Origin of the sequence: Microbulbifer sp. YPW16, from assembly GCF_021290385.1 — a bacterium.
GTDB lineage: Bacteria > Pseudomonadota > Gammaproteobacteria > Pseudomonadales > Cellvibrionaceae > Microbulbifer > Microbulbifer zhoushanensis.
The window spans coordinates 2,375,407-2,388,746 of sequence record NZ_CP089928.1 but is presented as its reverse complement, the minus strand read 5'-3'; the positions used below and the strand labels follow the sequence as shown (position 1 = coordinate 2,388,746).

Genomic DNA, 13,340 nt, shown 5'->3' with positions numbered 1-13,340 from the left:
ATTATTTCCGGAACCCGTGGCGCACACGGGAACCGCGCCTGTGGATAAACCCTCTAATGCCACGGATTTCAACGGCTCCGGCACTGTGGGCGGGCTTTCTTATTCGCCCGCGCTAGTGCTAAACTGGCCCAATTCGCCGGGTAACTCCCGGCGGTCGTTTGATCGCAAGTTCAACCGGCACCAGAGTTTTGACAGGAGAGATCTGCATGGGAACTAGCCTGCAGCCAGTGCAAACGCTGTCCCCGGGAGCCAACCTCGGGGCCTATATCCAGACGGTCAGCGGCTTCGATGTGCTGTCCGCTGAGGAAGAAAAGCGGCTGGCGGAGGACCTCTATTATCGCGAGGACCTGAATGCTGCACGGCAGCTGGTTATGTCGCACCTGCGTTTTGTGGTGCACATCGCCAAATCCTACTCCGGCTATGGCCTGAACCAGGGAGACCTGATCCAGGAAGGCAACGTCGGCCTGATGAAAGCCGTGAAGCGCTTCAACCCCGAGAAGGGGGTGCGCCTGGTTTCCTTTGCGGTGCACTGGATCAAGGCCGAGATTCACGAATTTATCCTGCGCAACTGGCGCATCGTGAAGATCGCCACTACCAAGGCGCAGCGCAAGCTGTTCTTTAACCTGCGCGGACAGAAGAAGAAGCTCGCCTGGCTCACCAATGACGAGGCCAAGGCGGTGGCGAAGGACCTGAATGTGGACGTGACGCACGTGCACGAGATGGAGGGTCGCCTCTCTGCCCATGACGCCGCATTCGATGCGGGCGTGGATGACGATGACGACAGTGCCTGGCAGGCGCCGGCGCACTACCTGGAAGACCGCAGTTTCGACCCGGCGGCCCAGCTGGAGCGCGATAACTGGGAAGAGACCAACCTCACCAGTCTCGCCGCGGCCATGGAGCAGCTCGATGATCGCAGCCGCGATATCATCCGGGCACGCTGGCTGAGCGAGAACAAGGCGACCCTGCACGAGCTGGCTGATAAATACGGCGTCTCTGCCGAGCGTATCCGCCAGCTGGAAAAGAACGCGATGAAAAAGGTACGCGTGGCGATGGAAGCCTGATCGCGCCACCGGGCCCTGAAGAAAACCGCGCAACCGCGCGGTTTTTTTTGCACTGTGACAAACCTGCGGCGAACCGCGGCCAGGGGCCTTGCCTGCCAACATAAACGGACAACGAAGGGAAACACGGCCCCGGGGGCCTGGACCGGAATCACCATGACCAAACTCTACCTGCTGATCGCCGCTTTTCTCGGCGCCACCGGCGTCATGCTTGGCGCCTTCGGTGCCCACGGCCTGCGCGGCCGAGTGGCCGAAAACCTGCTGGAAGCCTTCAAGACCGGTGTGCACTACCAGCTGGTGCATGCCCTGGTGTTGTTACTGGTGGCGCTGATGATCCAGCAGTGGGGCTCGCGCACCGCACTGGTGACCTGCGGCGCCCTGTTCGCAGTCGGCGTGCTGCTGTTCAGCGGCAGTCTCTATGGGCTGGCCCTTGGCGGGCCACGCTGGCTGGGGCCCGTCACCCCCCTGGGCGGCAGCCTGATGATTGCCGGCTGGATAGCCCTGTTTGTGGCGGCGCTGAACCTGCCGCGCTGAGCGCCCGTCGTTTCCCCTGGGAGCGGCCGCTCCTACATTGACTTGATTACGAATTTGCATCCGAGGTCGCAAAGCATGCAAGAAGAGTCCGCGGAAGATTTTCCCTACCGCACCGAGTACAAGAAAAAGTCCATCCGCAGTTATGTCATCCGCGCCGGTCGCATGACCGAGGGGCAGCGCCGGGCTTTCGATAACTACTGGGGGCAGTACGGCCTGTCGCTGTTCGCCGGCCCGCTGGACCCGGCACAGGAGTTCGGTCGCCAGGCGCCGCTGGTACTGGAGATCGGCTTTGGCATGGGCGACTCGCTGCTGGCGATGGCGGAGGCCGAGCCGGACAAGGATTTTATTGGCATCGAGGTGCACCCGCCCGGTGTCGGCCGCCTGATCAACAACGCCGGCAAGGCCGGGGTGAAAAACCTGCGGGTGTATATGGCCGACGCGGTGGATGTGCTCAATGACTGCATCGCCGACGCCTCGCTGGACCGGTTCCAGCTGTATTTCCCGGATCCGTGGCACAAGAAAAAACATCACAAGCGGCGCATCGTGCAGCCGGAATTCGTGCGGCTGCTGTGCACCAAGCTCAGGCCCGGCGGGCTGATGCACATGGCCACCGACTGGGAGAATTACGCCGGCCATATGCTCGAGGTCCTGGAGGCGGAGCCGGCACTGGAGAACACCGCCGGCGCCGGACAGTATGCCCCGCGCCCGGAGTTCCGTCCGCAGACCAAGTTCGAGCAGCGCGGCCAGCGACTGGGCCACGGAGTCTGGGACCTGCTCTACCGCCGCACCTGATTGCAGCGGGGTAAAAGACGTACCTACGGGCTGCCGGCGGGTCTGCTATCTTCATAAGTCAGACGACCCGCCGGTAAAAGGACACTCCGGAGCCCACAATGACTGATAAGAGTCTTCGGCCCGCGCGCACCGTCGCCGTTGCGCTGCTGTTTCTCGCCCTGCCCTGCATGCCCGCCCTCGCCGACGAAGAGGGCACCCTCAACCTCTACCTCAAGGGAACCCGCCAGTGGTTTAACAGCGAGCGGCTGGACGGCACCCCGTTCGAGGAGTTTGAGCTGGATGACAGTACTGGCGGCGGTGTCGGCCTTGGCTTCAATATCACCGACCGCTGGGCACTCGAGGGTGTGGTGGACGCTTTCTCGGCGGACATCGATGGGCTGGACGAAAAAGTCGACGTGTACAACTACCACATGGACCTGTTCTGGCAATTTGCCGGGCAGTTCTGTGGCGACTTCTGCTGGCAACCCTACCTGGCCTTCGGTGTCGGCGAGGTCCGGATCGAGTATGACCGCCTGCTCGAGCCATTGCCGGTAATCCCGGCGGACTACGACGGCCCGGTGTTCTTCGATCGCAGCAGGGAGGACCACGATCGCCAGACCATGGCCAATTTCGGGGTCGGGGTGAAATACCGGCTGGGACCGCGCTGGCAGGCCCGCGCCGATGCGCGTGCCTTTTACGGAGTCGAGCGCGGGGGTATGGATACGGCACTGAGCTTTACCATCGGCTACCAGTGGATGGAGTTTCCGCCGGTGGTGCGGGATACCGATGGCGACGGCTTTATTGACGACGTGGATATGTGCCCGCAGACCCCGCCCGGAGTGGCGGTGGATAACACCGGCTGCCCGATCGACTCGGACTCCGACGGTGTGCCGGATTACCTCGACCTGTGCCCCGGCACGCCCTACGCGACGGCCGTGGACGAAGAGGGTTGCCCGGAGACCCCGCCGCAGGGCGAATTCCCGGTCAAGTGATCAGCCTCGCGCCGCGTCGAGCTGCTCGCTGATTTCCAGCCACTCCATCTCCAGCGACTCGAGCTTTTCCCGCTCCTCGGCCTGGGCGCGGTTGAGCCTGGCTATCTCCTCCTGCTGGCCGCCGCTGTAGAGACTCTCGTCGGCGAGCCGGGCGTCGAGCCCGGCCAGTTGCTCCTCGACCTGCGCCATGTCCCGCTCCACGCGCTTGAGCCGGTTGGTCAGGGGTTTCAGTTGCTCGCGCAATGCCGCGGCAGCCCTGCGCTGGGATTTCCTGTCTTCTTTACCTTCCGTGGGCTGGTCGTCCTGGCGCACGGCGGCCTTCTCCCCGGCGCGCTCGTTGCGGCGGAACTCCAGCAGCCACTGGCGGTAATCCTCCAGGTCGCCGTCGAACGCCCGCACCCTGCCGTCGGCCACCAGCAGGAATTCATCGGCGGTATTGGCCAGCAGGTAGCGATCGTGAGAAACCAGCACCACGGCGCCGGGAAACTCCGCCAGCGCCAGCGCCAGCGCGTGGCGCATCTCCAGGTCCAGGTGGTTGGTGGGCTCGTCCAGAAGCAGCAGGTTGGGTTTCTGCCAGGCCAGGATCGCCAGTGCCAGGCGCGCCTTCTCGCCGCCGGAAAAACCGCCCACCTGTTCGAACACACGGTCGCCGGTGAAGCCGTATCCACCGAGAAAATCCCTGAGTGACTGCTCGCTGGCTTCCGGTGACAGGCGCTGCAGGTGCAGCATCGGCGAGGCGGCGCTGTCGAGCGCCTCCAGCTGGTGCTGGGCAAAGTAGCCGATGGCCAGGTGCTCACCGCACTGGCGCTCGCCATGGATAGGCGCCAGCTCGCCGGCCAGGGTCTTGATCAGGGTGGACTTGCCCGCGCCATTGGGGCCCAGCAGGCCAATGCGCCGGCCCGGGTGGATGCCCAGCTGTACCTTGTGAACCACCGCCTTGTCGCCATAGCCCAGTTCCGCGTCGCGCAGGTCGATCAGCGGGTTGGAGACCTTGTCCGCCGATGGCAGGGAAAAGCGAAAGGGGGAATCCACGTGCGCGGGCGCAATTTGCGCCATGCGGTCGAGCGCCTTGAGGCGACTCTGGGCCTGGCGGGCCTTGGTGGCCTTGGCGCGAAAACGGCGGACAAAGTCCTCCATATGCGCGCGCTGGGCCTGCTGCTTCTCAAATTGCGCCTGCTGTTGGGCCAGGCGCTCGGCGCGGGTGCGTTCGAAGGCGCTGTAGTTGCCGCTGTACTGGACTAGCTGGCGGTGCTCGAAACTGACCACACTGTCCACCACCGCGTCGAGGAAATCCCGGTCGTGGGAGATGATCAGCAGTGTGCCGGGGAACTTCTGCAGCCATTGTTCCAGCCACAGGGTGGCATCCAGGTCCAGGTGGTTGGTGGGTTCGTCCAGCAGCATCAGGTCGGCGGGGCACATGAGCGTGCGTGCCAGGTTCAGGCGGATACGCCAGCCGCCGGAAAAACTCTTTACCGGCCGCTGCTGGTGGGCGTGGGAAAACCCCAGGCCGTCGAGCAGCTGGGCAGCGCGGGCCGGGCCGCTGTAGCCGTCGATCGCCGCCATGCGCTCATGGAGTTCCCCCAGTCGCCGCCCGTCCGGTGAGGCCGCGGCCTCGAGTGTTTCCAGCTCCCGCTGCAGTCGGCGCAGCTCGGCGTCGCCATCCAGCACGTAGTCCAGGGCCGTCTGGTCGCCCGCTGCCACCTCCTGTGCCATGTGTGCGATGCGCCAGCCGGCAGGCAGCTCGACACTACCGCTATCGGTATCCAGCTTCCGCAGCAGCAGCTTGAACAGGGTGGATTTGCCGCAGCCATTGGCACCGATAATCCCCACCTTGTGGCCGGGAAAAATGCGGCAGTCAGCATTGTGCAGCAGTTCGCGCCCGCCCAGTTGCAGCGAGACGCCTTGCAGATTGATCAAGAAAAACCTCTTCCGGAGTTACCCCGGCGCGCCATGGTGCTAGGCTAACGACATTACAGCCGCGCGGCACACCCGATAAGAAAGCCGGGATTCTAACGTGACGAAACGCTCCCCTCCATCCTCTTCCGCCCTGGACAATCCCCTGTGGGAGTTCAGCCTCGACTTCTATCGCCATGAAGAAGTGCAGGCATTCCTGCTGGCCTGCCAGGACGACCGGGGTGCGGATGTCTGCCTGATGCTGTGGGCGTCCTATGTGTCGGCCTCCGGGCGGCAGCTGAGCGAGGAGAGCTGGCGGGTGGCGGATCGCGGGCTTGCCCCGCGCCGGCGTATGATCGCCAGCGTGCGCAACCTGCGACGCTGGCTCGGGCGTATGCGCCCGCGGACCCAGTCACTGTATAAGCGCTGCAAAAACTATGAGTTGAAACTGGAACAGCTACAGCTGGCGGTACTGTGGAAACTGCAGCAGGAGACCTGGCCGGAGGATCGCTGCGCGCTGGCACTGGCGGGCCAGCAATATGGCCTGCCGCAAAAAGAACAGGCCCGCTGGGCGGGCCTGATCGACAGCTACTGTAGCGGTGGCACCTGAACGTTACTGGTCGTCCGAGCGCTCGCTGGAAAACAGGCTGTTAAAGGGCGTCACCGGAGTGATGCTCGGTGTCGGCTTGGGGGCCTCGGCCGGCTTGCTGGCGGGGGCCGGTGTGCTTTCAGCCGGTTTCGCTTCCGCCGGCTTGGGTTCTGCCGGCCTGGCGGTCTCCGCCGGAGTCGGTTTTACCGCACTGGGGGCGGGTGATTTCTGCGGGGCCGGCTCACTGGCCTCAACCTTCTTGGCGGGTGCCTTCTTGACCGGCGCTTTCTTCACTGCGGGTTTCTTCGCCGCTGATTTAGCCCCTGCAGCTGCAGTTGTAGCTGCCTTCTTGGCGGGGGCTTTCTTGGTTGTCGCTTTCTTGGTCGGGACTTTCTTGGCTGCAGCCTTCTTGGGTGCGGCTTTTTTCGCCGCAGTTTTGCCGGCTGTTGCCTTTTTGGCTGCAGACTTCTTGGCGGCGGGCTTCTTGGTGGAGGTAGCCTTCTTGGCCGCCGGCTTCTTGGCTGTGGCCGCTTTCCTGGCTGTGGATTTGCCGCTGGCAGCCTTGCGCGCCGTCTTGGCCTTGGCGGCCCCTTTCTTTTTCTTTGCCTTGGCAACTTCCTTCTCTGCCTTGGCGGCAACCTTACTTACCTGTTCCGCCAGCTTCAGTTCGGATTTGGCTGCGGCTTCGGCCTGTTTTGCCTCGGCGGCAGCTTCGCGGGCATCGGCCATTGCGGCGGTCAGCTTTTCCACGTTGGCCTTCGCCGTGTCCACCCGCTTCTTGGTGGCAGCGGTCTTGCGCTTGCTGGCGGCAGTACGGGCATCTGCCAGCTTGGACTTGGCCTTGGCCAGCTTGTCCTTGGCAGCGGCCAGGGCCTTGTTGGATTTCTGCACCGCCTTGCTGGCATCGGTTACCTGCTTGGTACGTGCCTTGTCGAGTTTGGTGGTGAGCTTGGCAATTTGCGCTTCCAGCTCTGCGACTGGATTGACAGCTTTCTTTTTGGCAGCCATGAGTCAATATCCTGAGGTTTATTATCGATTCAACGCATCCGGGCAGTGTGGGTGCCCGGCACTTTTGCGGATGGTGCCGCATTCACAGTTACTTGCACTGGCGCGTTGCCCAGGGAGCAAAACCTTTTAGCAATCCAAAGCAACCGCAGGTGCCCACGATAATAGCGCTGTTTTTTTCAAAATTGTATGCCGCAACCACGGAAAAGCGCCCGAAAGTGCCGGTAAAATTCCACAGGCGGAGGGAACTGCGCAAATGTGGCAGTGTTCGAACATGTGAACGGCATCGGTGTGCACCGGTAGTCACCTTGCGTTAGACTTGCTGGGCATCGGCTGACACGCCGTCATGCGGCGGTCGTGAACTGGATCGCCAACCCGATGGCGGAGTTGTCACGGCTACTGGGCCGCATCCCGGACCCGGCCAGCCCGGCCGGGTCTGAAGGAACCCTACGAATAAATACATCCAGAGACTTAAGAGACAACCCATATGAACAAATATCCACTGGCTGCGGCGGTTGCCCTGGGCGTCATGCTGGCAGGCTGTAACAAGCAAGATTCCGGCCAGGCCGAAGAAATCGCACTGGAAACCCAGGAGCAGAAAGTAAGCTACATCATTGCCGAGGACATGGCCCGCCGGCTCGACTCGCAGGGTGTCGCACTGGATTCCAAGGTTGTTGTCATGGCTCTCGAAGATGTCGCTGCCGGCCGTGAGTCGCGCCTCAGCGATGAGGACAAGCAGCAGGTAATCGCCGTCTTCCAGGAAAACATGCAGGCCAAGCAGCAGGAGATGCTGGCCAAGCAGGAGCAGGAATTCAAGGCCAAGGCAGAATCAAACATGGCCGAAGGCAAGGCGTTCCTGGAAGAAAACGCCCAGAAGGAAGGCGTGGTTACCACTGACTCCGGCCTGCAATACAAAGTGATTCGCGCAGGCAGTGGTGATACCCCGTCTGCCGACAGCACCGTCGAGGTGGATTACAAGGGTACCCTGATTGATGGTACCGAGTTCGACAGCTCCTATGCCCGCGGTGAGCCGGTACAGTTCCCGGTCGGCGGGGTGATCAAGGGCTGGACCGAGGCGCTGCAGCTGATGAAGGAAGGGGCTAAATGGGAACTGTATATCCCCTCCGACCTGGCCTACGGTCCCGGCGGTGCGGGCGGCCTGATCGGCCCCAATGCCACCCTGATTTTCGAAGTGGAACTGCACAAGGCGAACGTTGCTGAAGGAGAGGCAGGCGCGGGTAGCGATGCAGAACCTGCCGCCGGTGAAGGCGAGGCGACCGATGAGAGCGGTAGTGAAGAGGCGCCGCAGGAGGAGCAGGAGTAAGCTACTTCCTGCACCGACAAGAAAAAGGGCCGCTATCCAGCGGCCCTTTTTTTGTCTCCTTTTAAGTCCCTGTCCCCCTGGCGCTCATTGCCTGCAGCAACCGCTCGTGGCCCTGCAGGCCGGCGACGGGAAACAGCGGCGGGGAGTCAGGCAAGCTGGTTCTTGTGCGCCGTGTGCAGGACCGAAATCATCTCGTCCTCGGAACGGAAGCGGGATTCCAGCGCCTCGCCCAGCAGTGACAGGTCCTTCGGCAGGCTGTCCAAATCGTCGGTTTCCAGGTACTTGTCGTTGAAGTCCACGGCGATATCCGTGGTGGCATCAATTTTGGTGTAGAGCTCGCGGGATTTTTCCAGCCCGGCTTCGTCATTGAATGCCTTGCCTTCCAGTATCAGCTGCTCGTACACCTCGAAGTGGCCCGCCGACACATAGTCCATCAGCAGCTGGCAGAGCTCGCGCACTGCTTCTTCAGTGCGGGCATCGCCGTCGCGCACTTCCCGGTTTTCCGACAGGCTGCAGAAGCGCACCAGGAGCGCCTGGCGGGCATGCAGCCAGCGATCGATTATGTCGCTGACCCCGCCCCAACGTTCACGCGCCGACTTACAGTTTTCCAGCATTTCAGGCTTCCTTTTATCTCGCTCTGCCCCACCACAATCATGCTCAGCGGGCTTTTATGCAAGATAGGAGATTCGGGTATCGCGGGCAAGGCGAAGGCGGCAATCGGCGCCAGAAGCCGGCGCTGTCAGGCACCTGCCAGCAGTGGCAGGAATACCGCGGTCAGGGCGCCGCACAGCCCCATCGCCAGCGCCGCGAAGGCCCCGCACAGGGCACTGATTTCCAGGGCCCGCGCGGTACCGATGGCATGGGCGTTGATGCCCAGCACAAAGCCGACAATGCGCGGGTCGCCGGCACCCAGTCGCCGCATCAGCGACGGCCCCAGGACGGCGCCCACAACGCCGCTGAACACGACGATCCCCACGGTCAGGCTCTCGGCGGCACCTACCTTGCCGGCAATGGCCAGCGCAATCGGTGTGGTTACCGCCTTGCCGGAAAGTGCGGCCAGCACCGGGCCGGAGGCGCCCAGCAAGAGTGCCAGACCGACGCCAATCAGCGGTGCCAGTACCGCGCCCACACACAGGGTCACTGTCAGCGGCATGGCGGCGCGGCGGATGATCGCCAGGTTCTGTCTCAGCGGCACTGCCAGCGCCACCACTGCCGGCCCCAGCAGCGCATACAGGGCGCCGCTGGCGCTTTGGTAGTCCCGGTACTCGATTCCCAGCGCATAGAGACTGCCCGCCACCAGCAGGCTGGCGCCGACGATCGGGTGCAGCAGCGTGGTGCCGCTGCGCCGGTACAGCCACAGGCCGCCCAGGAAACCGGCGACATTGAGTGGCAGGATAAACAGCGGGTGGCCCAGCAGTGCCGGCAGTGAATCAGGCATGGGGGCCGGCCCCGCTGCCGTAACGTCGCAGCAGTTTTTTCAGCAGCAGGGCACAGAGCGCGATACTGGCCAGGGTGCCCAGCACCGTGGCTGCCAACAGGCCCAGCCAGTCTGCGGGGGAGAGGTCGCGGAGAAAGAACAGGCCAGTGGCGGCGGGCAGGAACAGCAGCGCCAGCAGGCGCAGCAACGCTCCGCTCACTTCCGCCAGGCCCTGCGGTACGCTGCCGTAAACCAGCAGGCCCAGCAGCAACAGCAGCATGCCGAGAACCGAACCGGGTACCGGCAGCGCCAGGCTGGCCTGTAACCAGTTACCGGCCAGGTTAGCCGCTACCAGCAGGGCCGCACCGGCCAGCCAGCCGCCAGCGCGGCCGCTGATCCGCACGCTGCTTTTCGGGTGGCCGGGCATCAGGCAGGGGGTGTTTACTGGCGCCGGAAGGCCTGCCAGAGGCCGAATACCACCAGGCCCACAAAGCCCACGGCGGCCCAGGCGGGAATACTCAGGCCCAGCATGGTCCACTGCACCTCGGCGCAGTTGCCGTCACCGGTGAGCAGTACCTTGACCACATCCAGGAAAGGAAAGGCATCGATCATGTAGGAGATGCCGGGACCGCAGGCCGGGACCTGGTCCTCGGGCAGGCTCTGCAGCCACAGCTGGCGGGCAGAGAAGTACAGGCCGCCCAGTGCCCACAGTGACACCAGCATGCCGTATAAACGTCGACCGATAACGCCCGGGTTGTGCACAAATGCGAGCAGGGACACCAGCCCCACGCCCAGCAGCATTACGCGCTGGGTAATGCACAGCGGGCAGGGCTCCAGTCCCCGGACATACTCGAGGTAAAAGGCACTGCCGAGCAGAAAAATGACGGCGAGAAAAACCAGCAAAAACGTAATACGCGGGTTGGGAAGGCTCATTTGTTATCGAATCCTGAAAAATCCTCTCGAAACCGCCGGGCATCGAGCATCAAGTCACTGAACAACAGATCGAAGTCGCGCTCCAGGGCTTCCCCGGCGGCGGTCACTGCGGGCAGTGCAGCCTGCAGTGCCACCGGGCGTCGCAGGCGCTGGCCGACGCGCTCCAGGGTGCGGGCAATGACATCGCGGTCGGGATAGCTCTGCAGCAGTCTAAATTGCTCGGCCCGCTGCATAAAGCGCCGGGCGCCGGGCGGAATATACCGCCTGCGGGCGTGGAAGTCTCGCCAGCATTGGTCACAGAAATTGTCGAGGGAATACGGGTGCCAGTCGTCCCACTGACGGCTGAGCAGGTGGTCGAACCAGATATCCAGCACGATACCCCCGTAGCGTCGCCACTCCGGGCCCAGCCGTTGCAGGGCATCCACATAGGCGGGGTGGGCATCGGAGCGCGCGTCGATGCGGCGGTGCAGGCGGATGCCGGCCTCGATGGCGGGGGGGAACTCACCCCGCAGGGGGCCCTTGACGAAATCCCCCAGCAGGCCGCCCAGGCGCCAGTCCGGGTCGGGGCCGGATAACAGCAGGTGGGCGAGATAGTTCATGGGGCTTTGGGCCTGGCGATTACTGGTGGGGGACAACCCGGGCCCGCCGGTGCGAGCTCAGGCGGGCCGGGAGCCGGTTCGGGCTGGGCCAGCGCTATCGCTGGCAGAACGTATACTGCGCATAGTACTGACCGAGGAAATCCTCGAAAGTGCCCGTATCGGCGGCTTCCACTTCGCGCTGGCGCTCCAGGGATTCCCTTGCGCCACGGGCAAATTCCTCGCGGGTGCTGTCGTCCAGGGGGCGTTCGCGGAAGTACCGGTGGTGCTGTTCGGCCTTGTCCTGGGCCCACTCGAAGAAGCTCTGGCCGCGTTCACGCATCTCCGCCAGCATTCTCGCCGCGGGAGTGGCGACTTCACCACGGACTTTTTGCTGCTGTGCTGCCAGCGCGCGGGCGAAGTCGTCACCTTCCCAGGCGCGGTCGAGCAGTTCCGCCAGCGGTTGCATCTGGCCCAGCAGCTCCTCCGCCCAGTCCACCAGCGGGCGCTCGCCGCCGTTGTGGACCAGCTTCAGTTGCGGGTCGCGGCCGCGGTAGACAATGCGGTTCTGGTTTTCCTGCGTGGCCCGGTAATCCGCGTCGTCGGTCTTGGGGCTGTCTTCCAGCAGGCAGTGCAGCAGGAAACAGTCGAGGAAGCGCATCTGCTGCGCGTCCATGCCCAGTGGCTCGAACGGGTTCAGGTCCAGGCAGCGCACCTCGATGTATTCCACCCCGCGGTTGTCCAGTGCGGACAGCGCGGTCTCACCCATGCGGGCCGGGTTCTTCGGCCGGATCGGCGAGTAAAATTCGTTCTCGATCTGCAGCAGGCCGGTGGACAGCTGCTGGTAATTGCCCCCGGCGTCCTTCACACCCAGCTCGTGATACGGCGGATAGGGTTTGCTGATTGCCGCACACAGGGTGGACAGGTAGCTGGGCAGGTCGTTGTAGCAGACGATCAGTGACTGCTGGGCGTCGCTGTTGTAACCCAGGTCGCCCATGCGCAGGGAGGTAGCGTAGGGTGTGTGCAGGCTCCTGGGGTTGCCGTCGAATGGCTCCAGGGAGTGATCGCGCCCCTCGACAAAAGAGGCGCACACAGCCGGTGCGGCACCGAACAGGTGGATCAACAGCCAGTAATGGCGGCGGAAATTGCGGATCAGGTCGAAGTAGCGGCGGGTCTTGAATTCGCCCAGCTCCTCGCTGCTGCCCTCACGCTCGTGCAGCCATTGCCAGAAAGACTCCGGCAGGGAGAAGTTGTAGTGGATACCGGCGATGGTCTGCATGGCGCGGCCGTAGCGCAGGCCCAGCCCCAGGCGATAGACGGTTTTCATGGAACCGCTGTGGGAGCTGCCATAGAGCGCCACCGGGATATCCTCGTCCTCGCCCAGCACGCACGGCATGCTGTTGACCCACAGCCGCTCGTCACCGATCTCGCCGTAGGTGTAGCGATGGATCTGGTCGAGGGTCTCCAGGACCTCTTCCGGTGTCGCCACCGGCGGGGTGATGAACTCCAGCAGGGCCTCGGAGAAATCCGTGGTGATCAGGTCGTGGGTCAGCGCCGAGCCCAGTGCTGCCGGGTGCGGGGTGCGGGCCAGGGTGCCATCGGGATTGACCCGCAGGCTCTCTTTCTCGACACCGCGGCGAATGCCCTTCAGCAGTTGCAGCGTTTGCGGCTGGGCCAGGGCGGCCAGGTAATGGGGCACTCGTATCTCCTTACTGAGGCTGGCTGTGCCTCTGGACTGCCGTTGGGAAACCGCCGACCGGTACGGCGGCCGCCGGCACTCCGGCCGATATGGGGACCGGCGCCGGTTTTCTCAAGGATAGGATTGGCGGCCGCGGAATCAGACGGCCGAACCGGATCGCTGCGCGTCTTCGCCGGGCTGGTCCGGTTCGATCTCGGGTGGCTCTTCCGGCGTGATCTCCGGCGGCTCGCCCGGTTCAATCTCCGGGGTGGGCTCGGGAATGATTTCCGGGTTCTGCTCCGGCGGGGTTTCCGGCGGTGAGCCCGGCTCGATTTCCGGGTCGCCCAGCGCCTCCTCGGGCACCTGCGGCTGTCCCTTGGGGTTCAGGTCGCACTGCAGCAGTTCGATGCGCAGGCTGACATCGCGGGTGTTGGCCTCAAACATCTGGTTGATGGCGACGTCCTTGTGCTCGCTGCGGAACAGCTTGCCGGCGTCGCGGCCGTCGATCCACTCGTTACTCTTGCTCAGGAATCGCTGGTGCTGGTTCGTCAGCACGTACACATGGCTCATG

15 protein-coding genes are annotated in these 13,340 nt (G+C 63.7%); 6 read left to right on the top strand and 9 right to left on the bottom strand.

Annotated elements, in window-relative coordinates:
* Positions 1 to 206: 206 nt before the first annotated feature.
* The 4 genes from rpoH to LVE68_RS10190 all read left to right on the top strand — a co-directional run bounded on the left by rpoH (position 207) and on the right by LVE68_RS10190 (position 3,355).
* Entirely contained in the window at positions 207 to 1,061 is an 855-nt protein-coding gene (gene rpoH / locus LVE68_RS10205; RefSeq protein ID WP_232940192.1) for an RNA polymerase sigma factor RpoH, read from the top strand.
* A 153-nt stretch (positions 1,062 to 1,214) separates the two neighbouring features.
* Positions 1,215 to 1,592, top strand: a complete 378-nt coding sequence (locus LVE68_RS10200; RefSeq protein WP_232940191.1) for a DUF423 domain-containing protein — start codon at positions 1,215 to 1,217, stop codon at positions 1,590 to 1,592.
* A gap of 75 nt (positions 1,593 to 1,667) precedes the next feature.
* Positions 1,668 to 2,384, top strand: coding sequence for a tRNA (guanosine(46)-N7)-methyltransferase TrmB (gene trmB, locus LVE68_RS10195; RefSeq protein WP_232940190.1), 717 nt, complete (start codon positions 1,668 to 1,670; stop codon positions 2,382 to 2,384).
* 98 nt (positions 2,385 to 2,482) lie between these two features.
* The gene (locus LVE68_RS10190) at positions 2,483 to 3,355 is read left to right on the top strand and encodes a porin family protein (protein ID WP_232940189.1); all 873 of its coding nucleotides are present in this window, start codon (positions 2,483 to 2,485) and stop codon (positions 3,353 to 3,355) included.
* On the opposite strand, the gene LVE68_RS10185 is transcribed toward LVE68_RS10190, so the two are convergent.
* Positions 3,356 to 5,272, bottom strand: coding sequence for an ATP-binding cassette domain-containing protein (locus tag LVE68_RS10185; RefSeq protein ID WP_232940188.1), 1,917 nt, complete (start codon positions 5,270 to 5,272; stop codon positions 3,356 to 3,358). It abuts the gene before it with no gap.
* Between the two features lie 97 nt (positions 5,273 to 5,369).
* Between LVE68_RS10185 and LVE68_RS10180 the strand changes: the two genes are divergently transcribed.
* Complete coding sequence (locus LVE68_RS10180; RefSeq protein WP_232940187.1) at positions 5,370 to 5,858, top strand: TIGR02444 family protein; 489 nt, start codon at positions 5,370 to 5,372, stop codon at positions 5,856 to 5,858.
* 3 nt (positions 5,859 to 5,861) lie between these two features.
* On the opposite strand, the gene LVE68_RS10175 is transcribed toward LVE68_RS10180, so the two are convergent.
* On the bottom strand, positions 5,862 to 6,845 hold the full coding sequence (locus LVE68_RS10175; protein ID WP_232940185.1) for a histidine kinase: 984 nt from the start codon (positions 6,843 to 6,845) through the stop codon (positions 5,862 to 5,864).
* 484 nt (positions 6,846 to 7,329) lie between these two features.
* Between LVE68_RS10175 and LVE68_RS10170 the strand changes: the two genes are divergently transcribed.
* Positions 7,330 to 8,166 (top strand): FKBP-type peptidyl-prolyl cis-trans isomerase, encoded by an 837-nt coding sequence (locus LVE68_RS10170; RefSeq protein ID WP_232940183.1) that lies wholly within the window; start codon positions 7,330 to 7,332, stop codon positions 8,164 to 8,166.
* 146 nt (positions 8,167 to 8,312) lie between these two features.
* Here the strand turns inward: LVE68_RS10170 and rsd are convergent, their stop codons facing one another.
* The 7 genes from rsd to LVE68_RS10135 all read right to left on the bottom strand — a co-directional run bounded on the left by rsd (position 8,313) and on the right by LVE68_RS10135 (position 13,339).
* Positions 8,313 to 8,780: a sigma D regulator gene (rsd, locus tag LVE68_RS10165; protein ID WP_232940181.1), complete on the bottom strand. Its 468-nt coding sequence runs from the start codon at positions 8,778 to 8,780 to the stop codon at positions 8,313 to 8,315.
* Between the two features lie 125 nt (positions 8,781 to 8,905).
* The gene (locus LVE68_RS10160; protein ID WP_232940179.1) at positions 8,906 to 9,604 is read right to left on the bottom strand and encodes an LrgB family protein; all 699 of its coding nucleotides are present in this window, start codon (positions 9,602 to 9,604) and stop codon (positions 8,906 to 8,908) included.
* On the bottom strand, positions 9,597 to 9,986 hold the full coding sequence (locus tag LVE68_RS10155; RefSeq protein WP_232940177.1) for a CidA/LrgA family protein: 390 nt from the start codon (positions 9,984 to 9,986) through the stop codon (positions 9,597 to 9,599). The genes LVE68_RS10160 and LVE68_RS10155 overlap by 8 nt, the downstream gene beginning before the upstream one ends.
* A gap of 38 nt (positions 9,987 to 10,024) precedes the next feature.
* On the bottom strand, positions 10,025 to 10,516 hold the full coding sequence (locus LVE68_RS10150) for a disulfide bond formation protein B (protein WP_232940175.1): 492 nt from the start codon (positions 10,514 to 10,516) through the stop codon (positions 10,025 to 10,027).
* Positions 10,513 to 11,115, bottom strand: coding sequence for an acyl carrier protein phosphodiesterase (locus tag LVE68_RS10145; protein WP_232940173.1), 603 nt, complete (start codon positions 11,113 to 11,115; stop codon positions 10,513 to 10,515). Before LVE68_RS10145 ends, LVE68_RS10150 begins: the two co-directional genes overlap by 4 nt.
* Positions 11,116 to 11,209: 94 nt before the next feature.
* Positions 11,210 to 12,790, bottom strand: coding sequence for a glutamate--cysteine ligase (gene gshA, locus LVE68_RS10140; RefSeq protein WP_232940171.1), 1,581 nt, complete (start codon positions 12,788 to 12,790; stop codon positions 11,210 to 11,212).
* A gap of 138 nt (positions 12,791 to 12,928) precedes the next feature.
* Entirely contained in the window at positions 12,929 to 13,339 is a 411-nt protein-coding gene (locus LVE68_RS10135; protein WP_232940170.1) for a hypothetical protein, read from the bottom strand.
* Position 13,340 lies beyond the last annotated feature (1 nt).

What these genes read in the sequence shown, in the direction of transcription:
- rpoH (WP_232940192.1), top strand. Translation starts at nt 207, where the DNA reads ATGGGAACTAGCCTGCAGCCAGTGCAAACGCTGTCCCCGGGAGCCAAC.
- LVE68_RS10200 (WP_232940191.1), top strand. Translation starts at nt 1,215, where the DNA reads ATGACCAAACTCTACCTGCTGATCGCCGCTTTTCTCGGCGCCACCGGC.
- trmB (WP_232940190.1), top strand. Translation starts at nt 1,668, where the DNA reads ATGCAAGAAGAGTCCGCGGAAGATTTTCCCTACCGCACCGAGTACAAG.
- LVE68_RS10190 (WP_232940189.1), top strand. Translation starts at nt 2,483, where the DNA reads ATGACTGATAAGAGTCTTCGGCCCGCGCGCACCGTCGCCGTTGCGCTG.
- LVE68_RS10175 (WP_232940185.1), bottom strand. Translation starts at nt 6,845, where the DNA reads ATGGCTGCCAAAAAGAAAGCTGTCAATCCAGTCGCAGAGCTGGAAGCG.
- LVE68_RS10170 (WP_232940183.1), top strand. Translation starts at nt 7,330, where the DNA reads ATGAACAAATATCCACTGGCTGCGGCGGTTGCCCTGGGCGTCATGCTG.
- rsd (WP_232940181.1), bottom strand. Translation starts at nt 8,780, where the DNA reads ATGCTGGAAAACTGTAAGTCGGCGCGTGAACGTTGGGGCGGGGTCAGC.
- LVE68_RS10160 (WP_232940179.1), bottom strand. Translation starts at nt 9,604, where the DNA reads ATGCCTGATTCACTGCCGGCACTGCTGGGCCACCCGCTGTTTATCCTG.
- LVE68_RS10150 (WP_232940175.1), bottom strand. Translation starts at nt 10,516, where the DNA reads ATGAGCCTTCCCAACCCGCGTATTACGTTTTTGCTGGTTTTTCTCGCC.
- LVE68_RS10145 (WP_232940173.1), bottom strand. Translation starts at nt 11,115, where the DNA reads ATGAACTATCTCGCCCACCTGCTGTTATCCGGCCCCGACCCGGACTGG.
- LVE68_RS10135 (WP_232940170.1), bottom strand. Translation starts at nt 13,339, where the DNA reads ATGAGCCATGTGTACGTGCTGACGAACCAGCACCAGCGATTCCTGAGC.